Origin of the sequence: Spirosoma liriopis (assembly GCF_023196085.1) — a bacterium.
GTDB lineage: Bacteria > Bacteroidota > Bacteroidia > Cytophagales > Spirosomataceae > Spirosoma > Spirosoma oryzicola.
Map to the genome: position 1 here is coordinate 176,301 of NZ_JALPRF010000002.1, position 23,396 is coordinate 199,696.

A 23,396-nucleotide genomic window follows, 5' to 3' on the forward strand; every position below is an offset into this window, starting at 1 on the left:
TTTACTTTTGCACCCTCATTGAAAAAGTAGTCATTAAATACTGAAGACACTATGTACTGGACTCTCGAACTCGCATCCTACCTGGAAGATGCTCCTTGGCCTGCCACCAAAGATGAACTGATTGACTATTCCATCCGCTCCGGCGCACCCCTGGAAGTTGTAGAAAATTTGCAGGAATTGGAAGACGACGGTCAGCCTTACGAAAGCATCGAAGAAATCTGGCCGGATTACCCGACCAAAGACGATTTCTTTTTCAACGAAGACGAGTACTGAGTAATCCGAATAGTCTTCAACCCAAAAAGGCGTAACCTATCTATAAGGTTACGCCTTTTTGGTACATATGAATTAGTTATTACTTCGAAGCGCCGGTTGAGCGTTACTTTTCCTTGACGGTTGCCGGCGAGGATTTTACAGAACGATCATACTTCTTGGGAGCGTATAAAAAGCCAAATGCTTCAGCGCCCTCTTTTGTGTGGACTTTATGGTGAATGTAGTGCGCGCGCATGATGCGTTGCATGTATCGACCGCTCGTATCAATTTTCATCTTTACACGACGATGTACAATGATGTCGTGAAACACAAAGTAAAAGAAGCCGTATAGCGTTACGCCCGCACCAATCCAGGCAAGATAGCTTAACTCAGGTACTTCTACACCGACAACGATAAGGATGATGGCTGTCAGGCTGAAAACTACTGCGAACAGGTCGTTGATCTCAAAAAAGCCTTTATGATGGTTATGGTGATCGCGGTGCCAACTCCACAAAAAACCATGCATAACGTACTTATGAGTGAACCATGCAACACCTTCCATAAAGAGAAAAGTCCCTAGTACTAAGGCAACGTTTAGCAGCATTTTTGTGTTATTTAGTTAATATAAAGGTAATTGAGCGGGGCAATTACTTCTGTAGTTAGCTCACCAATTATTAGTCAGTAACGGTTTGTTCAGCGGAAAAGTTGGCTTGACCAGAATGACTTTTAAACGAAAAATAGGGATATATAACCGATACTTGCATGTTTGAAGAAAAGCCGTATCTTTATCCCGATTCAGTGCTCAACCAGATGAACCCATCGGTTATGGACTATCAGGCACTTAAGAACCTGGTTAGACGGGGAGAGGGTAGCAATTTAGAGTTTAAACTGAAAACGAATCATCCCGAGAAAATCATCCGGGGTGTAGTCGCTTTCGCGAATTCAAATGGCGGCATCATGCTGATCGGCATCGGTGACGACAAAAAAATTGTGGGACTCAAATACGCCGATGAGGACGAATACCTGCTCGTCCGGGCCATCAACAAGTATTGCTTCCCGCGTATCAGCTACACCATCGAACGAGTGCAACTTTACGACGAACGTGAAGTACTCGTTATCCGGGTGCCCCCCAGCCCGACCCGCCCGCATTACATCATCCCGGACCTCAACGAACCCGAAAATAAAAAGGCTTACGTTCGCGTAGCCGATAAGTCGGTTCAGGCCAGCCGCGAAGTGCGCGAAATCCTTAAAGGAGAACAGGCCGCCCGCGACATTCGATTTTCGTACGGTGAGAAGGAAAAGAAGCTGATGCAGCACCTCGGCGAACACAACAGCATTACGGTTGATCTGTTTGCGTCCATTGCTGGTATTTCAAGACGTATCGCATCCCGAACGCTTGTTTTGTTAGTTCTCGCCAATGTGCTCGAAATACATCCTAGCGACATAGTCGATCAATACACGACCCGACAGGTTAGTTAACAGTATTTAGAAAAAAGCGTAGAAGCGAAGAAGCATACGCCGTATCTTTAAGATACGGCGTATGCTTCTTCGCTTCTACGGGGGGCTACGAAAGGCTGGTCAATAACGCTTCTATCTGCGCATAGGTATACGCTAGCTGCTCGTCGGTAGTGCAGTAGGGTGGCATCAGGTAAAGTACGTTGCCCAACGGACGCATGAGTACTCCCCGTTCCAGCAGGAAGTGGTAAGCGCGGTCGCGGATGCTGTTGAAGTAGGAAGTTTGTTCGCCCACCTGCAAATCGAACGCAAGCAACGTTCCCCGCTGGCGGACATTGGCAACGGTCGAATAAGTCCGTAAGCGTTGGCTGAACGCAGCATGATGCGCAGCAATCCGCTCAATACTGGCCTGTGTTTCGTCCAGCAGCAGCAAATCCATGCTGGCTAAGGCAGCCGTACAAGCTACCGGATTAGCCGTAAAGGAGTGCCCGTGAAAAAGCGTCTTGCTTTTATCGCTCGACAGAAAAGCGTCGTAGATAGCCTGGGTGCATGTCGTTACGCCCAGTGCCATTGTGCCGCCGGTCAACCCTTTTGATAAGCACATCAAATCCGGTTTCTCTGGTACATAATCGCTGGCAAATCGTTTCCCCGTCCGGCCAAAGCCCGTCATCACTTCATCGGCAATAATGAGTGTACCATTTTGCCGCGCCAATGCATATAATTCGTTCAGGACAGCTGGCTCGTACATAATCATACCCCCGGAACCTTGCACCAGCGGCTCCACAATAAAAGCAGCCACTTCGTCGGTGAACAACTGCTTTGCTTGCTGAAGAACGGCTTCCTCCTGCCCAGCGACGGGCGCGGGTAAATATTCCACATCGAACAGGAAGGGGAAAAACGGAGCCGTAAACGCACTTCGGCCCCCTACAGCCATCGCGCCGAAGGTATCACCGTGGTAAGCGTTGTCCAGCGCTACGACTTTGTAACGCGGTCTACCGAGGTTGTGCCAGTACTGAAACGCCATTTTCAAGGCTACCTCAACGGCCGTCGATCCGTTGTCTGAATAAAAAACTTTCGACTGGTTCTGAGGCAGTATCGCCAGCACTCGTTCGGCTAGTTCGACGGCGGGCTCATGCGTAAAATCGGCGAAAATAACGTGTTCCAAGCGCTGCAACTGTTCCGAGACGCGTTGGGCAATGTGAGGATGCGCATGGCCGTGCAGATTGACCCACCAGGAGGCAATCATGTCGAGGTATTCGCGACCATCAGCACCGTATAGTATCGATCCGCTCCCTCTTACAATCGGAGTGGGGGGCAAAGCCGTCTGCATCTGCGTAAACGGGTGCCAGATCACCGCTTTATCGCGTTCTGATAAGTTCGGCAAATTGGTCGGCGTAGTGTCGGATAACATCCTTTGTGAGCGTATCTTCCTGCCCGATTCGACCGAGGCAGGGTATATTGGTGTAACTAAGAATAAATGATTCGGAACTGGTAACCGTTGGGCCGTTGAAAATGATCCCTAAGATTGGAATGTTGCGGCTCCGGCAGGCATCGATTGATAACAGCGTATGATTGATACTGCCCAGATAGTTGCGGGAAACCAGTATCACGGGTAGCCCCCACCGTTGTACCAGATCGATGTTCAACTCGCGTTCATTAAGCGGAACCATCAAACCACCGGCTAGCTCAACAACCAGTGCGTTGCTGGTTTGCGGCAAAACAATGTTGTCAAGACTGATGTGAACCCCATCAATGTCGGCGGCTGCGTGGGGCGACAACGGTTCGGTAAGCCGGTACGCTTCCGGGTGAAACTGCGTTCCTGAGTTACTGATCAACCGTCGGACGGCTTCGGTATCGGAGTCTTCCAGCGCACCGGACTGAATGGGTTTCCAGTAATCGGCCTGCAACGCTTCGACCAGTATCGTCGAAACGATTGTTTTTCCGATTTCGGTGCCGATACCAGCAACGACAAATTGGGTTGGAAAAATAGGGGTATTCATAAGCGTACTGTATGCGTAAGGGCTGTTTGTAAAACGGCAATCAGCCGGTCGATCTCGTCGAACGAATTAAAGAGGTGGATACAAATGCGCAAGCGTTCCTGGCCGCTCGGAACCGTTGGACTGAGAATCGCTCGTACGTCGAAATCCGCCCGTTGTGCTTCCTCGGCCACCTGCCGGGCCTGCTCATTGCCCGGTACTATCAAACACTGAATGGGAGATTGACTAGCCGTCCAGTTCGTTTCGGGTAATATGCTTGCCGCCTGTTGCCGGAAATAACTGATTCGGTTGTGCAATTGCTGACGGTCTTCCCCTGAAATGGATAGGTGTTGATGGGCGCACTGAATTGCCAGCAGGCTATGGGGCGGGAGCGCCGTGGTATAGATGAACGGTCGGGCGAAATTAATCAGGTAATCAAGCAGAACCGCCGGACCGACAACCACTGCTCCGTGAACGCCCAAGGCTTTTCCAAACGTGTGAACGCGGGCCAGTACCTGATTCGTCAAACCTAAAGCAGCTACTAACCCTTCACCATTGGGACCGTAAACGCCCGTTGCGTGGGCTTCGTCAACCAGCAGTGCCGCACCGTATCGCTCACACAAATCGACCAGTTCGGCCAGGGGAGCCTGATCGCCATCCATCGAATAAACTGATTCAACCGCAACAAATACCTGTCCTGATTGACCGTCGCCTGTTGCTTGCTGAAGTTTCGATTGGAGATCATACAGGTCGTTGTGCCGAAAACGCAGACGGTGGGCATAGCTAAGCCGTGCCCCGTCGATCATGCTGGCATGAATTAGTTCGTCTGTTATCAGGGTGTCGCCCGCTTGCGGCAGGCAAGCCAGCAAACCGAGGTTAGCGTCGTAGCCAGAGTTAAAAATCAGGGATGATTCGGTCTGATAAAATTGAGCCAACTCCTGCTCGACGTGATCGGCCAGCGCCGTCTGTCCAGCCAGTAGACGAGAACCCGTAGCTCCATTCTGCGTACCGGTGTTCAAACGTTCCGCTTCCTGAATACGTGCTTTGAGTGCGGCCGAACGGGCAAACCCCAGATAGTCGTTTGAGCAAAAATCGGTGAGGTGATCAGCCGTACGCAACTGGCGCAATAGCCCGGACTGGCGTCGGTTTACCAGCCGTTCGGCGAGTTTATCAGCGATTGAGAGATTTTGTTCAATCATAGCACAAAGGTAAAACAGGCGGCTCTACCGTTGTCTTTTTAATTTGCTTCTTATGAAAATGTTAATAAGATGGTAGTTATCCACATTTAGAATGTGGATAACTTTTGTAGCGTGTTACTAAGTTTTGGCAAAATCTTTTCTAGATATACGATTAGTTAACTATTCAAGAGGTTTGTTTCCTACTCGTCAATACGCAAAACGAGCTTTCCGAATTGCTTGCCGTCGTTCATTCTACGCATAGCCTGCTCTGCATCAGCCAATGGGAAAATTTCGTCAATAACGGGGACCAGCTGTTTTGCGGTTACGAAAGAAAGCATATCGGAAAATTCTAATTCGGTACCCATCGTAGTGCCCGCGATGTTCAGCTGCTTGAAAAAAACTTTGGCCGGGACAACATCGGTGATAACTCCCGTTGTGCCGCCATAAAAAACAATGCGCCCACCGGGGGCGGCTACGTCAATCAATCGGGCAAAGCCGGGGCCTCCTGCACTATCGATGATCACGTCAAAATAGCCCCGCGCTGAACGGCTTTGCGTTTGGGACATAAGCGTTTTAGCCCAGTCCGGCTCCCGATAATTGATACCCCCGGTTGCCCCTAGTGCCTTGGCGAGCTCCAGTTTCTGGGATGATCCCGACGTTACCCAGACCTCGGCATCTGCTCCTAGTGCGAACTGTAACGCAAACAAAGCGACTCCTCCGCCAATGCCGGTGATAAGCACTTTTTCGGGCTGACTGCTTGCTTTCTTGTGAAGCCCCGCTCGGGTCATAAGCGCTCGCCAGGCGGTCAGACCCGCCAGTGGAAGTGCGGCTGCTTGTTCGAAAGATAGGTGGTCTGGTTTCGGGAAAATGTACTCGGCATCTACGGCTACGTACTCCGCAAACGTACCATTGGCAGGCATCCCCAGGATCTGAAAGTCAGGCCCGTAAAAGTTGGGATCATCTCCCCAGTTCATGGCGCAGTTAATAACGACTTCCTGGCCGAGCCAGCTTGCATCAACACCTTCACCTACCGTATCAACGATTCCCGCACCGTCAGAACCTAAAATGACGGGAAGTTTGATGCCAGGATACAGACCTTGCTGGATAAAGAGGTCGCGGTGGTTTAGTGCCGCAGCTTTAAGATGAACAAGTACCTGACCCGGTCCGGCAATGGGCTTTGGCAGATCGATGTACTGAATGGGCTGGTGTATGGCCGACAGATAGATAGCTTTCATGAGTTGTTTACGGATCAGGGAGCGATTACGCAAATAAGTGCGGGTTCGGTGTTATCTGAGCGTATCTTTGTACCTCCAACGGATGCGTAAAATTCATCCTACAATCAGATTATGATTCGGTTTTTCAACGAAGACGTTCCGTACAAACTTCCTCAGAAACAGGCTACCCGCCAGTGGTTAAAACAGCAGGCTGAGCGCGAGGGTTACGCTGTGGGCGATTTAAATTATATTTTTTGCTCCGATGACTACGTGCTGCAAGTCAATCGGGATTACCTCGAACACGATTATTATACGGACATTATCACGTTTGATCAAAGCGAGGAGGAAGGAAAAATAGAAGGGGATATTTTTGTCAGCGTTGACCGGGTGGCCGATAATGCGGCACAACTGGGTGTACCTTCGGAGCAGGAAATGCGTCGGGTGCTGGCGCACGGACTGCTTCACCTCTGCGGCTACGGCGACAAAACAGGGGAAGAGGAAGCGCAGATGCGCGCAAAAGAAGAAGAATGGCTCCGCAATGCTTGATTGCTGTGCTCACTGATTCACAGACATAAAGTACTGGTTCGGTTGAGTTAGCCGGCTGTCATGCCCCCGTCCATCTGGATGGCCTGACCGGTACAAAAAACGTTTTCGTCGGAACACAGCCAGAGAATGGCCTGCGCTATATCGTCTGGATGTCCTAACCGGCCTACGGGGATCACCCGGCGCATTCGTTCTTCCATGTTGGGCGCCATCGTGAGCAAATGATCCACCATAGCCGAGTGGGTGTATACCGGGCAGACGGCGTTGATCCGAATATTTCTTTGTGCGTATTCCAAAGCGGCTGTTTTGGTCAGGCCAATAACCGCGTGTTTCGATGCACTATATGGCGCTCCCATTGGCATTCCCCGAACACCGGCTACGCTGGATACATTGACAATTTTGCCCCGGTCGCTATGCCCATTTTCTGGTTGCTTGAGCATTTGCCGGATCTGGGCTTGCATTCCGTGGAAAACGCCACCCACATTGACGGCCATTATTTCGTTAAAATCGTCGGGTGTCTGGTCCAGCAGTCGCGCAAATCGACCCCCAATACCCGCGTTGTTAATGGCTATGTCTAACCGGCCATACGCTTCGACTGTCTGCTGAATAGCTGTATCAATTTGGCTGGGGTTGGCTACGTCGCACGTAACGGACAAAGCTTCGCGACCGCTCTCCCGAATAAGCGTTGCGGTTTCCTGACCACTGGTTTCGTTTACTTCGGCCACGACAATACGGGCGCCTGCTTTTGCGAAGGCCAGAGCTGTTGCCCGACCGATACCAGAGCCTGCTCCTGTAATAAATGCTACTTGATTGGTAAAATCTAACATATATTGCTGAACGGTGAAGTCGAAAGACGAGCCGAAAATAAGGTTATTTTGTAGTCGATTCGTAGAAAGTCAACCAATTTTGCCGTTCCTATCCCGTGAAAACGCTCTGGCGCGACCTGCGCGATCATCTTCGTATTGACTTTCGACCTGATCTCTATGCGGCTACGGCAATCTGGGCGGCACTACTGCTTACTGTCAATTACTACATCGATCTCGAAGATTCGTACATCGACACGTTTCAGGGCGATCCGCGCTGGCCAGTATTGTACTTTGCCTTGTACGCGACAACGTATTATGTCAGCGTCTGGCTCTGGACTTATTTTCATCACCGATCCGACATCTGGCGAAACCGGGAGTTTTGGCTTCGCAGTCTCTGGGCGCTTGTCTTTTACTCGCTTTATTCCGGCTTCTACGCGCATACCGAATGGAGCCGTCAACTGTTTGGCGGACAGATTTTCGTGTATGCCTACTACTGCCTGCACAATCTACAGTCGGTGCTGACCATTGTGTTACCGTTGTACGTGTTTTACAAGCTGGTCGACCGAAACCCGAGCAGTTTTTACGGGATGGCCCCGAAGCGAAAGGGATTGGCGTTGTACGTGATCTTACTGGGGCTAATGATTCCGCTTATCACGCTGGCGTCGTTTCAGCCGGACTTTCTGGAATCGTACCCGACCTATCGCGATACCAACGCCGGTGAATTTCTAGGCATACCAGAATGGGTCACCGTACTGATTTACGAACTCTGCTACGGCTGGGATTTTATCCCCACTGAATTGTTGTTTCGCGGCTTTCTGGTTATTGGCATGAGTCGGGTACTGGGCCGGGGAGCTGTATTGCCCATGATTGTTTGGTATTGCGCCATTCATTTTGGCCGTCCGCTGGGCGAAGCAGTTTCTTCCCTGTTTGGTGGGTATCTGTTGGGCGTTCTCGCCTTGAGTACCCGAAGTATCTGGGGCGGGTTGCTCATTCACATCGGTATTGCCTGGGGAATGGAACTGGCCGCATTTTTACAGCGGTCCAGTCATTGAGGCAGTGGTCATGCCGGAGAAAATTACCCCAGCATGACCAGCTCTTTCAATTCATTGTCGCTCAAATCACCAAGCCAGGTTTCGCCCGTCTGGATACTCAGGTCGGCCAGTTCGCGCTTGGACCGGATCATCGCGTCGATTTTTTCTTCCAGCGTCCCCTGATTCATCAGGCGGTAAACCAGCACGTTTTTCGTTTGGCCAATCCGGAACGCCCGGTCGGTAGCCTGTGCTTCCACCGCTGGATTCCACCATAGATCGTAATGAATGACGTGGTTGGCCTGGGTCAAATTCAAGCCCGTACCACCCGCTTTGAGCGACAGGATAAAGGTATGATCGCTCCGGTTCCGCTGGAATTGCTCAACCATTTCGTCGCGATCGGCGCGGGAAGTGCCACCGTGCAGAAACAATGGCTGCGTACCGAACGTCTGCTGGATAAACTGCTGAAGCAACTCGCCCATCTCACGGTATTGCGTGAAAATCAAGACTTTTTCGTGGCTGGCGTAGATGTTTTCGAGCAAGTTGAGCAGTAAGGTTGCTTTCCCGGAAAGGCTGGGCGAAGGGCCTCTGTTTCGGCTACTGTTTCGTTTTAGATACTGTTGCGGATGGTTGCCGATCTGCTTCAGCGCTGTCATTAATTTCAGTACCAGACCCCGGCGGGCGATACCGTCTTTCTCTTCAATAGCGCGTAAGCTTTCCTGAACCACGCTTTCGTAGAGTGCCGCCTGCTCGGTCGTAAGCGAACAAAACTGATTGTTCTCGATCTTGTCGGGCAGATCACTAATAATACTCCGATCGGTTTTGACACGGCGGAGCAAAAACGGACTCGTGACGCGCCGAAATAAGTCCAGCTTGTGGCGGTCGTGCTCCTGCTGAATGGGTTTTCCAAAGTCTTCGTTGAACTTTCCTAAGCCGCCTAAATACCCTTTATTCACAAAATCCATGATGCTCCAGAACTCCGACAGCCGGTTTTCGACGGGCGTACCACTGAGCGCAATACGGATCGGCGCTTTCAGGGCTTTTACGGCTTTGGTTTGTTCGGCGTCGGGATTTTTGATGTTCTGTGCTTCGTCGATGACGACGGTTGCCCAGGTCGATTTTTTGAGCGTATCAAGGTCTGACCGAACGACGCCGTAGGTTGTCAGCAACAGATCGTACTCGTCAGCTTTGCCCGTACCCGTCGGAAATTTCCGGTTGGGACCATGATAAATGTGCGCTCTTAAATCGGGGGCAAACCGGGCAATCTCTTTTTGCCAGTTGGTAAGCAGTGTCGTTGGTAAAACCACCAGGCCTCTCTGCTTTTTGAAACGACCATCCTGCTTGAATTTTAGCAGTAACGCGATGATTTGAAGCGTTTTTCCCAAGCCCATGTCATCGGCCAGCAAACTGCCCATGCCTAAGGTTGTATTTTTGAACAGCCAGTCGTAGCCACGCTGCTGATAAGGCCGGAGGGTCGCGTTCAGGGCGTCGGGGAGGGGTTGCGCTTCGCTGTCCGTAAACTGCTTAACCAGGTTACGAACCTCCGCTGTGAGTCCCAGACGAGCACCTTTGTACTCTTCGGCTAGCGCGGCTTTCAGCAAATCGGCACCTGTCAACTCAGGCGGGTTTTCAAGTTGCTTGTACAATTTGGTCAGCTCCGCCGGGTCGATTAGCACATATTGATCCTTGATTTTGACAAGACCTTTGGAAGTGCTCACCAGTTTCTGAAACTCCTTAACGCCCATCATCTCGTCGCCAAGTGCCACTTGCCAGTCGAAGGTAAGCATGTCTTCCAGACGCATGAACGCGTTTTTGTCGGTAACCTTGGCTTTAAGGCGTCCGCCGATCTGCGGTCTAACCCAGTGCTGAAGAGATTTCGGCAGCCAGAGGGCAATGCCGAGCAATTGCATCCGGGGCAAGGTTTCGAGCAGAACCTTTACAAATTCGTCGGGTGAATACGAGAGATGTACAGGGCCGCCCATCTTAGTAAGTTTCGCCAGATCGGGGAAGTGTCGCGACAGCACCAGCAGATCCTGCAAAACGGCCATCCGAATCCGCTCGTGCTTCTTTTTTGTCAGCAGTTCGGGTAACGGAATAGGCTGTTCGGTTGCTCCGGCGGTGTTTGCTGCTTCGCGATCCCGGATAAGCAGGCTGAGCCGAAACTCGTCGCCGAACTCGCTATCTTCAACGGCCAGGATAGGTACGAATCGTTTGTGAGTCAGGAAAAAATCGTTGAGCCACAGTTGAATAGCCAGGGGCATTTCTTTCCGGCCAAACCCTTCAAATCGTAAGGTTTCGACGCCAAAAAATAAGCGGTCGGCATCTTCCAGAGGCCAGCGCTCCCATAGTTCAATGGTACTTGGCTTAATGACCCGACGCAAAAACAGGGAGCAAAGCGTCAATACCTGCTGATCGTCGGGTAAGGCCAGCCATTCTTTTTGCCAGCGAACCGTCAGCAGCGTTGGTGGAATCTGGGTCGCCAGCCGACTCGTTAGGTCTTTGATCGTTTCGTTCAGCGTGGCGGGTAGCCAGCGTACCCGATATTGATCTTCGGTAGGGCCAACGCGCAACAATTGGGGAACAATTGCTCCCCGACGCAGTAAGGCAGCCGCAAATTGCTGAGTCAGGTAAAGACTCCGTACCGAATCGCTCATTTCGGGCCAGTCGGCCTCGGTCAGTGTATCGAGCCAGTTGTTCAGATCGGTCATGGTAAAACCCGCAATAGAACGGGGCTCACCATGTTCGCTGAACATGCTGATCTTTTTTACTTTCATCACCTCATCCAGTTGCAGCTCAATGCTATCACTCGGATCGGGATGGGGTTCATTGTCGGTTTCTGGTTTCTTAATAAGCTTGTCCAGCAGCGGTTTACTGAAAAGCTTGTAGGATTTGCTGAGCGACTTATGGAAATCGCTTTTCGTAAACGTTACATCGGTTGAGAGCAGATCGAGGAGCTGATCGGCCAGGGGCGGAATTACGGCAAAGTCGAGCCCAGCGCGAATCTTATCGTCGGGACGCCAGTCTTCGTCATCATCGGGTAGTTCGTCGGTACCGAGCTCCCGAAACGACAGTACTGTATTCATACTACCATTAACCGCATCGGGTTGACCTTTTTGCAGTTCGGCCAGAATATCGAGTCCTTTCAGCAAAAAAACCTGGAATGGATTGCGGTCAATTTCATTGGCAACTACATAAATGACCGCAGCCAGATGTTTACACGGAACCGCTTCATCGGGACAGGAGCAACCCATAATCAAATCCTGAAAGGAATGCGGAAAGAGCTGTGTCCCCTGCCGATTCGCAAATTCGATCAGCTCGGCGGGAAGCTGGCGATTAAGAAGCTGGGCCAGTATAGCCGGATTTTCCCGGATTTCGTTTAATAACCCTTCCTTCTCAGCTTCGGTAAACAACTGTACTGTCAACTTCGTCCGGTAGGGGCGGGGGGCCGACCCTTTAATAGACGCTGAAATCTGGTTGTTCGAAATGGTTAATCCCTGTACCGCTCCTTTGTTGGCATATGTTTTGCCTCTTGGTAGTCGGTTGGCCATGTCAATGCTTGTCAGGGCATTGAGCCACTGCTGTCCCCACCACGTTTTGCCGTAGGTGATGCGTTCCGCCATCTATACTAAAAAAGTAAGTTCATGTAAAAAGCAACTGGTTTCTAGCACGGCTATGTCGGATAGGTATGCGTAGTACCCATTACCGGTGTAAACCAGACTCGACATACGACTATAACCCGTGTGGCCAAACTGTTGAGTGAAGTTCAGCCGTATTTCTTCCAGTACGTTAACGGTTATTGTCCTGAAGTAGTTTGAACGATCTGCTACGAATCATTAGTTTAATCTGTTTTAGTCGAGGTGAAGTGACGCACTTTGGTTTGTTTTGTCAAAATGGAATAATATATTGTACATTCATTTATAATATACATTTAATTTGTCAAAATGGTTATGATGCTTAGTTTTGTATGAGTCTTGTGGCGATCTCTTACATAATACAAGTACAGGAATAACAAGCTGGTATCGACTAACGCTTTATGTATCGCTCACTGCCGGGACAGTAACTAGTAAGAGGAGGTATCAGGCAGGTTACCGCCAAATAACAAATTTTGCTCTGCTGCAAAGAATATAGTTATCAGAAACATATGCGATGAGCACTCAACGGCTTAGCTCAATTCGTGCGTGGGACGTGGATAAGGGGCTGTTCGTAGAATAATAGTGCCTTCTCAACGGCTGTTTCTGGTGGCTGGCTATCTATAAGTAGTTAACTGCTACAAGTTTTCTTTTACGTATTTATTATTCACGCTCTAGCACGCTTATGTCAATCGTAAATCTGGATCTGGATTCGCCCGCTGATACGGCGCTTGGTCGAGGAATCAAACACATTGGCATTGGTAAATACGGTAGTAAGCCGCTTTCCGCCGAACTACTGGCTGAGTGCCGTGCTGCCCTCGAAGATCCTATGTCGCATCCGCTTCAACGGGGAGCTTTTCTGGGAGCACTGATCGCTAAGGGACCCACGCCTGCCGAAATGACGTTGGAGGACGTGATCGGTAAAGGCGCATTCTCGCATCCTACGTTTTTTATTAACAAGGTTTGTCCTGATTTGCCGATTGGTATGCATCCGATTGCCACTAAACTGGTGCGAGGACATAACCTGCAAATCAGTGAAGCACATCAACTAGGCGATTATTTGTTCGGTAATGGCGACTGCGAAACATTTCGTGGGCTAGCCGCCAGCATTCTACGCGTCAGACACGAAACCAACGAAGAATATCTGGGGCTGATGCGAGCCGCCGAGCAAACCTATTCACCAGGATTTGCGCCGATCAGTTGTGCCGACCGCCCGTTGATTCAACTGGCTGAGCCGTTCGATGGGGTGGACAACAGCTACCTGATTACACCCCTGTTGGGGCAATTTTTTCAGAAGCGCGGCTACGGTGCCGTCTCTATGGTTGGACGTTCGGGCGGGCCGAAATTTACGCTCAATGCGCTTGATCTGTACATGCACATGGGCTGTCAGTTCCTGCAAAGCAACCACGAACTGGATACACCGTTGGGTCGCTACGGCTGGGTGCTCGATCAGAAAGCCCTGTCTCCCGCGTTGAACCATTGGGTAGACCGGCGACACACGATCATCAAGCGCCCTTTTCTGGCTACCTTGGAGAAAGTGCTTAACCCTTGTCACGCGCAAATTCTGGTAACGTCGGTCTTCCACATCACGTATCAGATGAAAATGGCCGAACTGGCATTGATGGCGGGTTTCGACGCAGCTATTGTCCTGAAACGTGGTCTGGAAGGAAGTCTTGCCCCGTCAACCAGCCGGTCAACTGGAATCTTATGCGCCGTCCGGACTCCACGGGGACATATGTTTCATCAGAACTTTGAAGGCGATTCTTCCGCGTTTACGGCGTTCCGTACCGAGAGCGACGTACAATACGAAAATCCGCTGGCTTCGGATAATGCTCGGCTTGTCCAACGGTTTATGGACGAAGGGCAAACGAACAATGCGGATTTTGATAACCGGGTGCATTTTGCTCATGCGCTGTATGGGCGTGGGCTGGATTGGGTAGAAGCGCAACTGCAATACACCAATTAGCCAAGGCTGTAGCGTTTGCGGAAAGAAGAACGCAACGACCCGACTTATCACCTCTTTTTAGAAAGAAACGATCATTACGCCGTACCTTTGTGGCTGATATTTAGCCATTCTGGCATGACAGACGTAGTAATTATTGGCGGTGGCATTGTGGGTTTAGCCACGGCGCTGCAACTGAAACAGCAACGACCAAACTTAAAAGTCGTTTTGATCGAAAAAGAACCAGCGGTGGCCCGCCACCAGACTGGTCATAACAGTGGTGTTATTCACTCCGGGCTGTATTACAAACCGGGTAGCCTGAAAGCCACGAATTGCATCCGGGGTTACCACATGCTGATCGATTTTTGTAACGCCGAAGGGATTCCCTACGACCTTTGCGGAAAAATTGTGGTAGCCACCAAGCAGGAAGAGCTGCCGCAACTGGATACCCTTTACCAGCGTGGTCAACAGAAAGGCTTAACGGGCCTGAAAAAATTGTCGCTGCCCGAAATGCGCGAGATTGAGCCTCACGTAAACGGAGTCGCCGGGATGTTTGTGCCCCAAACGGGTATCATCGATTATAAGCAGGTATCCGAGAAATACGCGGAGAAGTTTCAACAGTTGGGTGGCGAAATCCGGCTAGCCGAACGCGTTGAGCAGGTAACTCCCGGTACTAGCCTGAGCATCGTCGTGACGAACAAAGCGCGTTACGAAACAAAGCTGGTCGTCAACTGCGCCGGTCTGTATTCGGACAAAATTGCGCAGCTGACTCAGCCCGTCGATGTGCGTATAGTGCCGTTCCGGGGCGAGTATTTCAAGATTCGTCCCCAGAAGGAGTACCTGGTCAAAAACCTGATTTATCCGGTTCCTGATCCAAATTTTCCGTTTCTCGGCGTTCACTTTACCCGTATGGTTCACGGGGGTGTCGAAGCGGGGCCTAATGCGGTACTGGCCTTTCGGCGGGAAGGCTATTCTAAATCCGATATTAACCTGAAAGAGCTATTTGAGACATTAGCGTGGCCAGGTTTTCAGAAGGTGGCGGCTAAATATTGGGAAACGGGATTGGGTGAAATGTATCGTTCGTTTTCGAAATCGGCCTTTACGAAAGCCTTGCAGGCATTGATTCCAGACGTGCAGGAAGCCGACCTCGAAGACGGTGGGGCGGGTGTCCGGGCGCAGGCCTGTGACCGGACCGGCGGTCTCCTCGACGACTTTGCTATTCTGGAAACCGATAAAGCCATTAACGTCATCAACGCCCCTTCTCCCGCAGCAACCTCGTCATTGTCAATTGGGAAAACGGTATCCGAAAAAGTTCTAATCCGCTTTTAATGATCTTCACAAACAATCGTGCGTACAGAAGGTTGTAAATAGTGACAATTTTAGACTTAAAACGGACTTAGCCATGAACGCTATCACCCATATCGAAGCGCTTGATACACCTTCTGACTTGAAAGAAAAAGGAAGAGAGAAGGTTGCAGAAGCTATAAACAGACTTGTTGCCGATTCATTTGCGCTATATATCAAAACGAAAAACTACCACTGGCATATGTCCGGTCGTCACTTCCGTGATTACCACTTGCTGCTGGATGAGCAGGCCGATCAGATCTTCGCTACGATTGACCCACTAGCCGAGCGCGTTCGGAAAATCGGTGGAAACACCATCCGGTCGGTGGCTCACATTGCACAGCTGCAACGGGTAAAAGACAACGACGAGGATTTTGTAGCTCCCAAAGACATGCTGGCCGATCTGATCGATGAGAACAAAAAAATGGCCAAGAACATGCGCGATGCTCACCAGATCTGCGACGACGCAGAAGACGTAGCAACAGCGAGTTTGCTGGAAAACTACATCGACGAAACCGAACGTCGTACCTGGTTCCTGTTTGAAACGACGCGTGAACTGAACTAATAGAACTTGTTTTATCACTAGTAAGAAGCGGTCGTTTTCCGGCAATAACCCGGAAAACGACCGCTTTTAAGTATGCTGCCTTTATGAAAGTTCGCCCATCTGCTCTTATCTGGCGCCAGAATGCCAATCAAGCGGAAGTATTATTGATGCGTTATAACTACGGTGGTCAGGATGTGTACGCGTTGCCGGGTGGTAATCCGGATCGGGGCGAAATCCTGACTGAAACGGTTGTCCGAGAAATCCAGGAAGAATTAGGGGTTTCGGTCGATGTGGGCGAAATGATTCTGGCGGGCGAAATGCTACTGTCGCAACGGAATGATGATGTTCTGCACATTGTGTTTGCTACCCGCAATCTCCAGGGGCAACCAGCGCTGAATCCCGCCGAAACAACCGCGCACGAACTGGTCTGGCAACCCGTTGATGTACTCGACAAACTAAATATGTATCCGAACATCGGCGCGAAAATTCAACCCTGGTTTAGATCGGCAACGTATCTTGGCTACGTCGGACGCATCGAACAGCAATACTTTGGTTAGCGGGTAAAGTATTCTATTTTGCGTTTCGTTACGATTGAATGTAATAAACCAATTACTAAGGCAGAAATAGTTTGTAGTAGTTTACAATATCGTTTTTGTCATGCTTCCTGCGTCAGCATGACAAAAGTTTTCGATGATTTACCTATGCTTGTACAGACCTTGAAAAGCTTATTTGGCCGGGATTTAGCCCGGTTGAAGCACGAGATTAGCCTTTACAAAGACGAAAGCCGGATTTGGTACATTGAGGAAGAAATTGCCAACTCTGCCGGTAATCTGTGTTTGCACCTGATTGGTAACCTGAACACATACATCGGCGCTGAACTCGGCAAGACGGACTATGTGCGCTATCGTGCTCTAGAATTCTCGCGTAAGAATGTATCGAAGCACGAACTCATTCGGATGGTTGAGGAAACGGATGCCGTTGTCCAGAAGGCGCTTGATACGGTAACCAGCGAGCAACTTGACGAGGAGTACCCTATGCTGGTTTTCGAGGAAAAAACGACAACTGGCTATCTGCTCGTACACCTGACAACCCACTTGACGTATCACCTCGGGCAGATCAATTACCACCGGCGGTTGCTGGATAATTGAGTAAATCGTTACTTACAAAGCAGTCGGCTGATTGACGGGCTGTCTTTGCCGAGTGATCAAACTTCCCAGGACCATTGCTAGTATGCTGGCCAGCAGGCCCCACAAAATCGGTTCGTAGTTAGTGTTCAGCCACAGGCAGGCTACCCAAACCACAAAACCAACGCCCATCGACCACAGACAACCCGTTAGGTTTGCCCGTTTCCAGTAGATTCCGGCGGTTAGTGGGACAAAAAGGGACACCAGGCTAAAAGCCGACGATTCGCCTACGAGATCAAAAATATTGGTATCGCGGACCGTACTCATGCCGACACAGATAATGGTAATGACGACGACCGCCCAGCGGATGGTTGCCAGCAATGCCTGATCACTCAGGTCAGGACGAAAAAATTTAACCACGTTCTCGCCAAAGACCGTTGCCGGAGCCAGAATCGCCCCACTCGACACGCTCAGTATGGCCGACGTAACTGCACCGAAGAATAAGACTTGTAAAGCCAGATTGCCGTGCCGCATCACCATGTTCGGAATGATCAGCTGATTGTCTTTGGGAAGGTCAGGGTGAAGGAGCCGGGCGCTCAGTGCAATAAAAAGCGGGATCAGGGCGATGGTCAGGTACATGCCCGATGCCAAGAACGAAGCCCGAACGGATGTATCCTCGGTTTTGGCCGCCATCACGCGTTGAAAAACGTCCTGCTGCGGTATCGATCCAAGTCCGATTGTTATCCAGGCGGCTATGTACGTTGACCAGTCTTTAAGCGTCGCCTGTGGAAAGAAGCGAAAAAATCCGGTGGGCGTTCGCTTCTGAATCGTTTCCCAGCCACCCACATCATTCCAAAGCATAACGCCTAAAACCAGCATAGCTAGAATGATGATCAGGTTATGAAAAAAGTCGGTAACCGAGATTGACCACATGCCACCCAGCAGGGTGTAGATCATCACGATGGTTGCGCTGGCAATAATGCAGTATTCACGGGGTACATCGATTACGACGCTTAGCACAATGCCGATGGCAACCAGCTGGGCCGCTATCCAGCTAAAGTAGGAGGGAATGACCATTAGCGCAGACAGCAGCTCGGCTGATCGGCCAAATCGAATCCGGAAATAATCGCTGAATGTTGTGATGTTGAGCCGGTAGAGAGGGCGGGCAAAGAACGCGCCGACGAGAAATAAGCAAAGCGACGATCCGAACGGTTCTTCGATAACCGCCTGAACACCCCCTTCTACGAACATAGCGGGCGCGCCCATAATCGTCTCCGAGCCAAACCAGGTCGCAAACGTAACGGATGCGGCCAGAAACAGCGGCAATCGTCGGCCCGCCAGCACGAAATCCTGGGCGCTTGTCACGCGTCGGGCGGCCCAGGCGCCAACCGCTACGTTGGAAAGAAGGTATAGGGAAATCAGAAGGAGCAGCATCGGCAACGGATAAAACACGGAGGCACAAAATACACAAAGATTGGCTGTGTATTTTGTGCCTCAATAATTTATAGTCGCTAGTTAGGACGCTAACCAAATTTTGCCCTGACGAACCGAAATGAGTGTTTTTTGTCATCTCGACGGCAGGAGAGATCTTCGGGAGCGGGTATTTTATGTCACATCCGAAGATCCCTCATTCCTCAGAATGACAAAAGTGTTACAAAAATAAATCTTTAGATGCTTGGTAAGACGCTCACATTCAAACCGGTGCAATATTCGTCGGTCTATGCTTACAATTTCAGCGTTGCGGGCAAATACTTGGCGATCAGATCCTCGTAATACGGTTTTAGTTCGCTTACGACCGGTGGCTTCGGACTTTTCGAATACAGATCGTACGGGTTGAATTTATGAACCCATTTAAACATCTCATGGTCGTGATCGTCCATCAGGTGGTTATAGGCTTCTTCGCGGTGTTGCGAATAGAATGAGTGGTATCGCATCATGTACAAGGCCGGTTCAGGCATGTAATCTTTCATGATCTGATACAGATACTCATCATGACCCCACGACATATGGACGTTACGCAGGCCACAGTTTGGCTCGTAGACGCCATATTTGGTATTATACCGTTCGTCGTAGCTATCCGGGTTATTGACAAAGTATTCAGAGTAAACGATCTTATCCGAATGCTTGCAACCTACGGGGAAGGTATCACCAACGACCGCCCACTGTGGCTCGCCGAACAGACACAGTACTTTACCCATGTCGTGCAGGAAGCCGGTCAACACAAACCAATCGGGGTGACCGTCGGCGCGGATGGCTTCGGCAGTCTGCAACAGGTGCTGAAGCTGATCGAGGTCCGTGTCCGGGTCCGAATCGTCCACGAGCGTGTTCAAAAACTCCATAGCGCCCCAGACGGGTAGCTCTTTCTTATCGAATTTCAAAAATTCCTGCTCTTTCTCGCGTACAAAAGCATACGTCTGGTACGTATGGTTGAGCCGGTAGAACTCACGAACGGTATCCCGCTCCGGCGTATCGTAGTTCCGATAGTCTTCTTTAGCTTTATGCGTTGGCTCGGGATAACGGCTCAGTAAGTCATCTTCCCACTGATCGAGACTGGCAAGGGGAGCGGTTTCGCTGATCATAGTTCAATGAAAATTTTTGCAGTAAATATATGATTTTATTGCTGTTAACCGACAGATCGAACCAGATGTTATTGACGGGTTAAGCAAAAGTCCGGTGTTTACCAGAATACAGCGTACAAAACGGCCAAAATGCTGAATATGACCACTGACCCAGCCACAAAGGAAGGCGCTACCCGAAACATTTGCCGATCAACAATTAACCCTTTCACTCGAACGGAATCGGTCAGTGACACGACAACCATCAGCAGTACATCAATGCAGAAAACCCAGGTTGTACGGTGTAGAAACGGAATGGGGTCCGACTGAATACCGATCAGTTCGGTTACTTCCGGCCAGAACTTAAGCAGCGTTGACAGGGGAATGGTCAGGATGGCAACGGTGAGGGCAGCCCGGTTGGTCGCGCGTTTCCAGAAAAAGCCAAGCAGAAAAATGGCCAGTACACCGGGAGTGATAAAGTTTGTGTATTCCTGAATGTACTGATAAACCTGATCGAGTGACCGGAGCAGAGGGGCCAGCGTAAGAGCGATGGCAAAAGCCACGACAACAACCCAGCGGCCAACGTTGACCAGCTTTTGTTCGGACGCGTTCTTGTCGATGTATTTTTTGTAGATATCCAGCGTAAAGATCGTTGAGATCGAGTTGCCTTTACCCGCCAGCGAGGCTACTATAGCGGCTGTCAGTGCGGCAAACGCCAGTCCTTTCATACCCGCGGGTAGTAAGTTCATCAGTACCGGGTAGGCATGGTCGGGTTTAACGACGCCCGATGCATCGGTCATCGCGTCGCGAAACGGGCCGCTTTGGTACAGCACGAACGCAGCAATACCCGGAATGACAACAATCAACGGAATCATCAGCTTCAGGAAGGCGGCAAACAAAATACCGCTCCGTGCTGTCTTTAGATCCGCGCCCAACGCCCGCTGGATGATGTACTGATTACAGCCCCAGTACGAAAAGTTGTTGATCCACATACCGCCCGTCACTAACGCCATACCGGGCAAAGCGTCGTAATGCGGATGGCCTTTCGGCAGAAACATGTGAAAATGCGTGTTCGCCTGTTCGTGTAACGTCAGTAATCCATTCCAGACACTTGAATCACCGCTTTGCTGGGCCACCAGTTGTAAGGCCAGATACGTGACGACCAAGCCGCCGAACACCAGCACGGCAACCTGAATCACATCGGTATAACCGATTACTTTCATGCCGCCAAGGGTGATAAAAATAGCGAATATAGCCAGTCCGAAGGTGCAGGCCGTAAATGAAACCCCGGCCAGCGACTCGATAGCGATAGCGCCTAGGTACAGAATAGATGTAAGATTGACCAGCACGTACACGACTAGCCAGAATACGGCCAGAATGGTACTCACCGTGTTGCTATACCGCTGGGCCAGAAACTGAGGCATGGTATAAATGTGGTTCCGGAGATAGATCGGGATAAAGTAGACTGCCACAATGACCAACGTAGCAGCCGCAAACCATTCGTACGACGAAATCGCCAGACCCATCGCAAAGCCAGAGCCCGCCATACCAATGAAGTGTTCAGCGGATATATTCGACGCAATCAGGGAAGCGCCGATAGCCCACCAGGTCAGCGAGCCTTCAGCCAGAAAAAAATCCGTTGTGTTTACCTCGCTCCGTCGGCGTCGCTGGTAAACCCAGTAGCCGTAACCAACAACAATAACTAGATACGTAAAAAAAACGATGTAATCAGCGGTAACGAGATGGTTCATAAGGTGGGCAAAAGAAAAGGGTGCCTTAGCCTAAAGCAAGACACCCTTTTGTTATACCTAATGCTAGGTAAATACTACAACGTGCTAAAATCGAACGTTTCCAGGAATGCGGTTGTGAACTGACCCGATTTGAAGCCGGGGTCGTCCATAAGCTTGATATGGAACGGAATGGTCGTTTTGATACCTTCGATCACAAATTCCTGCAAAGCCCGCTTCATCCGGGTAATTACTTCTTCCCGCGACTGCCCTGATACAATCAGTTTGGCAATCATTGAGTCGTAGTTCGGTGGAATGGTATAACCCATGTACACGTGGCTATCGACCCGAACGCCATGACCACCCGGCATGTGCAGGACGGTAATTTTTCCCGGCGATGGGCGGAAACCGTTCGCTGGATCTTCGGCGTTGATCCGGCACTCCATAGCGTACAATTTCGGTGTATAATTCTGTCCCGAGATTCCAACGCCAGCGGCTACTTTGATCTGCTCTTTAATCAGGTCGAAATCCGTTACTTCTTCGGTGATCGGGTGTTCAACCTGAATCCGGGTGTTCATCTCCATGAAGTAGAACTTCCCGTGCTTATCGACCAGGAATTCAACCGTTCCGGCTCCTTCGTAGCCGATAGCTTGAGCACCTTTGATGGCTGCTTCTCCCATCCGGTCGCGAAGATCCTGCGAAACGATGGGTGAAGGGGTTTCTTCCACCAGTTTCTGGTGCCGACGTTGGATAGAGCAATCCCGTTCGGAGAGGTGGCACACGCGTCCGTATTGATCACCAACAATCTGGATCTCAATGTGACGGGGTTCTTCTACAAATTTTTCGAGGTAAAGACCATCGTTTCCGAAGGCAGCTCCTGCTTCCGTACGGGCGTCGTTCCAGGCTTTCTCGAATTCGTTCTCCGCCCGGATAATCCGCATCCCGCGTCCACCACCACCGGCCGTTGCTTTGATGATAACGGGATAGCCCATTTCCGCAGACAATGCTTTGCCTTCTTCAATCGATTCCAGCAAGCCATCGGAACCTGGAATAACCGGAACACCAGCGATTTTCATCGTTGCCTTGGCGGTTGCCTTGTCGCCCATGCCGTTGATCTGTTCGGCGGTCGCTCCTATGAACTTTATCCCGTAATCGGCGCAGATCTGCGAAAATTCAGCGTTTTCCGACAGGAAGCCGTAGCCTGGATGAATGGCATCGGCACCGGTGACTTCGGCAGCCGAAATGATGCTGGGGATACTCAGGTACGATTGTTTGCTGACGGGTGGGCCAATGCAAACAGCTTCGTCGGCGAAGCGCACGTGTAGGCTATCCCGGTCAGCCGTTGAGTAAACAGCGACCGTTTTTATACCCATTTCGCGGCACGTCCGAATAATTCGCAGGGCGATTTCTCCTCGGTTAGCGATTAATATTTTTTTGAACATAAACGAGAGAGGAAAAGCGTGAACGCGTGAAAGAGCGAAACTACTGCGCTTGTAACGCTCGCTCTTTCACGCGTTCACGCTTTCGCTATTAAATAGGTTCTACCAAAAATAAGGGCTGATCATATTCAACCGGCGTTGCATTTTCGACAAGCACCTTAACGATGCGTCCAGAAACTTCGGATTCAATTTCGTTGAACAGTTTCATGGCTTCGATGATGCAGACTACTTTTCCTTCGCTTACAGTGTCGCCTACCTCTACAAATGAAGGTGTTTCGGGGTTAGATGACCGGTAGAATGTACCAATCATGGGCGATTTGATGGTAACGTAGTTTGACGAATCAGCTTTGGGGGCTGCCACTGTTGGGGCGGCTGCGGCTGTTTGTGCTGGGGCTGCTACTGGCTGCGGTTGTAGAGCGGCTACTGGTGCAGGGGCAGCGGGCGCTGGAGCGGCTGCGGCAACGACAGGCACGCCTGATCCGTAGCGCTTTACGCTGATCTTGAGGTCAGTCGTTTCGATATTTACCTCATCTAATCCCGATTGAGAGATGAAGTCAATTAGTTGCTGAATGTCTTGTGTGCTCATAGTCTAGGAGTGAAGAGCGAGAAGAGAGGGTGAGAGGCAAAGATTGGTGTCGTGCTC

The 23,396-nt window shown here is 50.5% G+C and carries 21 protein-coding genes; 9 read left to right on the forward strand and 12 right to left on the reverse strand.

Annotated features, from left to right (window positions below; translation table 11 throughout):
- The first annotated feature begins 51 nt into the window (after positions 1–51).
- Positions 52–273 carry a DUF2795 domain-containing protein gene (locus M0L20_RS09855; RefSeq protein WP_009284883.1) on the forward strand — a complete coding sequence of 74 codons (222 nt, stop codon included), beginning with the start codon at positions 52–54 and terminating at the stop codon, positions 271–273.
- 103 nt (positions 274–376) lie between these two features.
- Here the strand turns inward: M0L20_RS09855 and M0L20_RS09860 are convergent, their stop codons facing one another.
- Positions 377–853, reverse strand: a complete 477-nt coding sequence (locus M0L20_RS09860; protein ID WP_232560736.1) for a sterol desaturase family protein — start codon at positions 851–853, stop codon at positions 377–379.
- Between the two features lie 206 nt (positions 854–1,059).
- Here M0L20_RS09860 and M0L20_RS09865 point away from each other — a divergent pair, with 206 nt between their 5' ends.
- On the forward strand, positions 1,060–1,728 hold the full coding sequence (locus M0L20_RS09865; protein ID WP_232562779.1) for an AlbA family DNA-binding domain-containing protein: 669 nt from the start codon (positions 1,060–1,062) through the stop codon (positions 1,726–1,728).
- An 85-nt stretch (positions 1,729–1,813) separates the two neighbouring features.
- On the opposite strand, the gene bioA is transcribed toward M0L20_RS09865, so the two are convergent.
- The 4 genes from bioA to M0L20_RS09885 all read right to left on the reverse strand — a co-directional run bounded on the left by bioA (position 1,814) and on the right by M0L20_RS09885 (position 6,093).
- Positions 1,814–3,115 (reverse strand): adenosylmethionine--8-amino-7-oxononanoate transaminase, encoded by a 1,302-nt coding sequence (gene bioA, locus M0L20_RS09870; protein WP_435531826.1) that lies wholly within the window; start codon positions 3,113–3,115, stop codon positions 1,814–1,816.
- Positions 3,063–3,704, reverse strand: a complete 642-nt coding sequence (gene bioD, locus M0L20_RS09875; protein WP_248476775.1) for a dethiobiotin synthase — start codon at positions 3,702–3,704, stop codon at positions 3,063–3,065. The genes bioA and bioD overlap by 53 nt, the downstream gene beginning before the upstream one ends.
- Positions 3,701–4,879, reverse strand: a complete 1,179-nt coding sequence (locus M0L20_RS09880; RefSeq protein WP_248476776.1) for an aminotransferase class I/II-fold pyridoxal phosphate-dependent enzyme — start codon at positions 4,877–4,879, stop codon at positions 3,701–3,703. Before M0L20_RS09880 ends, bioD begins: the two co-directional genes overlap by 4 nt.
- Positions 4,880–5,058: 179 nt before the next feature.
- A complete protein-coding gene (locus M0L20_RS09885) occupies positions 5,059–6,093 on the reverse strand; it encodes a zinc-binding dehydrogenase (RefSeq protein ID WP_248476777.1) in 1,035 nt (344 codons plus the stop codon).
- A 111-nt stretch (positions 6,094–6,204) separates the two neighbouring features.
- On the opposite strand from M0L20_RS09885, the gene ybeY reads away from it, so the two are divergent.
- Entirely contained in the window at positions 6,205–6,618 is a 414-nt protein-coding gene (gene ybeY, locus M0L20_RS09890; RefSeq protein WP_232560741.1) for an rRNA maturation RNase YbeY, read from the forward strand.
- A 47-nt stretch (positions 6,619–6,665) separates the two neighbouring features.
- On the opposite strand, the gene M0L20_RS09895 is transcribed toward ybeY, so the two are convergent.
- Positions 6,666–7,442: an SDR family NAD(P)-dependent oxidoreductase gene (locus M0L20_RS09895; protein ID WP_248476778.1), complete on the reverse strand. Its 777-nt coding sequence runs from the start codon at positions 7,440–7,442 to the stop codon at positions 6,666–6,668.
- Positions 7,443–7,537: 95 nt separating this feature from the next.
- Between M0L20_RS09895 and M0L20_RS09900 the strand changes: the two genes are divergently transcribed.
- Positions 7,538–8,473: a CPBP family intramembrane glutamic endopeptidase gene (locus M0L20_RS09900; protein ID WP_248476779.1), complete on the forward strand. Its 936-nt coding sequence runs from the start codon at positions 7,538–7,540 to the stop codon at positions 8,471–8,473.
- Positions 8,474–8,496: 23 nt separating this feature from the next.
- Here the strand turns inward: M0L20_RS09900 and M0L20_RS09905 are convergent, their stop codons facing one another.
- On the reverse strand, positions 8,497–12,069 hold the full coding sequence (locus M0L20_RS09905) for a DEAD/DEAH box helicase (protein ID WP_248476780.1): 3,573 nt from the start codon (positions 12,067–12,069) through the stop codon (positions 8,497–8,499).
- A gap of 694 nt (positions 12,070–12,763) precedes the next feature.
- Between M0L20_RS09905 and M0L20_RS09910 the strand changes: the two genes are divergently transcribed.
- The 5 genes from M0L20_RS09910 to M0L20_RS09930 all read left to right on the forward strand — a co-directional run bounded on the left by M0L20_RS09910 (position 12,764) and on the right by M0L20_RS09930 (position 17,056).
- A complete protein-coding gene (locus M0L20_RS09910) occupies positions 12,764–14,044 on the forward strand; it encodes an anthranilate phosphoribosyltransferase (RefSeq protein WP_248476782.1) in 1,281 nt (426 codons plus the stop codon).
- 114 nt (positions 14,045–14,158) lie between these two features.
- Positions 14,159–15,349, forward strand: a complete 1,191-nt coding sequence (lhgO, locus tag M0L20_RS09915) for an L-2-hydroxyglutarate oxidase (RefSeq protein ID WP_248476784.1) — start codon at positions 14,159–14,161, stop codon at positions 15,347–15,349.
- A 73-nt stretch (positions 15,350–15,422) separates the two neighbouring features.
- Positions 15,423–15,929: a Dps family protein gene (locus tag M0L20_RS09920; RefSeq protein ID WP_232560747.1), complete on the forward strand. Its 507-nt coding sequence runs from the start codon at positions 15,423–15,425 to the stop codon at positions 15,927–15,929.
- 83 nt (positions 15,930–16,012) lie between these two features.
- Positions 16,013–16,465 (forward strand): NUDIX domain-containing protein, encoded by a 453-nt coding sequence (locus M0L20_RS09925; RefSeq protein ID WP_248476786.1) that lies wholly within the window; start codon positions 16,013–16,015, stop codon positions 16,463–16,465.
- 144 nt (positions 16,466–16,609) lie between these two features.
- Positions 16,610–17,056, forward strand: a complete 447-nt coding sequence (locus tag M0L20_RS09930; protein WP_248478066.1) for a DinB family protein — start codon at positions 16,610–16,612, stop codon at positions 17,054–17,056.
- 12 nt (positions 17,057–17,068) lie between these two features.
- Here M0L20_RS09930 and M0L20_RS09935 read toward each other — a convergent pair whose 3' ends face one another.
- From M0L20_RS09935 to accB, 5 genes are all read right to left on the reverse strand, one after another.
- Complete coding sequence (locus M0L20_RS09935) at positions 17,069–18,466, reverse strand: high affinity choline transporter 1 (RefSeq protein WP_248476787.1); 1,398 nt, start codon at positions 18,464–18,466, stop codon at positions 17,069–17,071.
- Between the two features lie 290 nt (positions 18,467–18,756).
- Positions 18,757–19,611, reverse strand: coding sequence for an inositol oxygenase (locus M0L20_RS09940; RefSeq protein ID WP_232560750.1), 855 nt, complete (start codon positions 19,609–19,611; stop codon positions 18,757–18,759).
- 98 nt (positions 19,612–19,709) lie between these two features.
- Positions 19,710–21,338: a sodium:solute symporter family transporter gene (locus tag M0L20_RS09945; protein ID WP_232560751.1), complete on the reverse strand. Its 1,629-nt coding sequence runs from the start codon at positions 21,336–21,338 to the stop codon at positions 19,710–19,712.
- Positions 21,339–21,412: 74 nt separating this feature from the next.
- Positions 21,413–22,756 (reverse strand): acetyl-CoA carboxylase biotin carboxylase subunit, encoded by a 1,344-nt coding sequence (accC, locus tag M0L20_RS09950; protein ID WP_232560752.1) that lies wholly within the window; start codon positions 22,754–22,756, stop codon positions 21,413–21,415.
- An 88-nt stretch (positions 22,757–22,844) separates the two neighbouring features.
- On the reverse strand, positions 22,845–23,339 hold the full coding sequence (gene accB / locus M0L20_RS09955; protein ID WP_248476788.1) for an acetyl-CoA carboxylase biotin carboxyl carrier protein: 495 nt from the start codon (positions 23,337–23,339) through the stop codon (positions 22,845–22,847).
- Positions 23,340–23,396: the final 57 nt, after the last annotated feature.

What these genes read in the sequence shown, in the direction of transcription:
- M0L20_RS09855 (WP_009284883.1), top strand. Translation starts at nt 52, where the DNA reads ATGTACTGGACTCTCGAACTCGCATCCTACCTGGAAGATGCTCCTTGG.
- M0L20_RS09860 (WP_232560736.1), bottom strand. Translation starts at nt 853, where the DNA reads ATGCTGCTAAACGTTGCCTTAGTACTAGGGACTTTTCTCTTTATGGAA.
- M0L20_RS09865 (WP_232562779.1), top strand. Translation starts at nt 1,060, where the DNA reads ATGAACCCATCGGTTATGGACTATCAGGCACTTAAGAACCTGGTTAGA.
- bioA (WP_435531826.1), bottom strand. Translation starts at nt 3,115, where the DNA reads ATGTTATCCGACACTACGCCGACCAATTTGCCGAACTTATCAGAACGC.
- bioD (WP_248476775.1), bottom strand. Translation starts at nt 3,704, where the DNA reads ATGAATACCCCTATTTTTCCAACCCAATTTGTCGTTGCTGGTATCGGC.
- M0L20_RS09880 (WP_248476776.1), bottom strand. Translation starts at nt 4,879, where the DNA reads ATGATTGAACAAAATCTCTCAATCGCTGATAAACTCGCCGAACGGCTG.
- M0L20_RS09885 (WP_248476777.1), bottom strand. Translation starts at nt 6,093, where the DNA reads ATGAAAGCTATCTATCTGTCGGCCATACACCAGCCCATTCAGTACATC.
- ybeY (WP_232560741.1), top strand. Translation starts at nt 6,205, where the DNA reads ATGATTCGGTTTTTCAACGAAGACGTTCCGTACAAACTTCCTCAGAAA.
- M0L20_RS09895 (WP_248476778.1), bottom strand. Translation starts at nt 7,442, where the DNA reads ATGTTAGATTTTACCAATCAAGTAGCATTTATTACAGGAGCAGGCTCT.
- M0L20_RS09905 (WP_248476780.1), bottom strand. Translation starts at nt 12,069, where the DNA reads ATGGCGGAACGCATCACCTACGGCAAAACGTGGTGGGGACAGCAGTGG.
- M0L20_RS09910 (WP_248476782.1), top strand. Translation starts at nt 12,764, where the DNA reads ATGTCAATCGTAAATCTGGATCTGGATTCGCCCGCTGATACGGCGCTT.
- lhgO (WP_248476784.1), top strand. Translation starts at nt 14,159, where the DNA reads ATGACAGACGTAGTAATTATTGGCGGTGGCATTGTGGGTTTAGCCACG.
- M0L20_RS09920 (WP_232560747.1), top strand. Translation starts at nt 15,423, where the DNA reads ATGAACGCTATCACCCATATCGAAGCGCTTGATACACCTTCTGACTTG.
- M0L20_RS09925 (WP_248476786.1), top strand. Translation starts at nt 16,013, where the DNA reads ATGAAAGTTCGCCCATCTGCTCTTATCTGGCGCCAGAATGCCAATCAA.
- M0L20_RS09930 (WP_248478066.1), top strand. Translation starts at nt 16,610, where the DNA reads ATGCTTGTACAGACCTTGAAAAGCTTATTTGGCCGGGATTTAGCCCGG.
- M0L20_RS09935 (WP_248476787.1), bottom strand. Translation starts at nt 18,466, where the DNA reads ATGCTGCTCCTTCTGATTTCCCTATACCTTCTTTCCAACGTAGCGGTT.
- M0L20_RS09940 (WP_232560750.1), bottom strand. Translation starts at nt 19,611, where the DNA reads ATGATCAGCGAAACCGCTCCCCTTGCCAGTCTCGATCAGTGGGAAGAT.
- M0L20_RS09945 (WP_232560751.1), bottom strand. Translation starts at nt 21,338, where the DNA reads ATGAACCATCTCGTTACCGCTGATTACATCGTTTTTTTTACGTATCTA.
- accC (WP_232560752.1), bottom strand. Translation starts at nt 22,756, where the DNA reads ATGTTCAAAAAAATATTAATCGCTAACCGAGGAGAAATCGCCCTGCGA.
- accB (WP_248476788.1), bottom strand. Translation starts at nt 23,339, where the DNA reads ATGAGCACACAAGACATTCAGCAACTAATTGACTTCATCTCTCAATCG.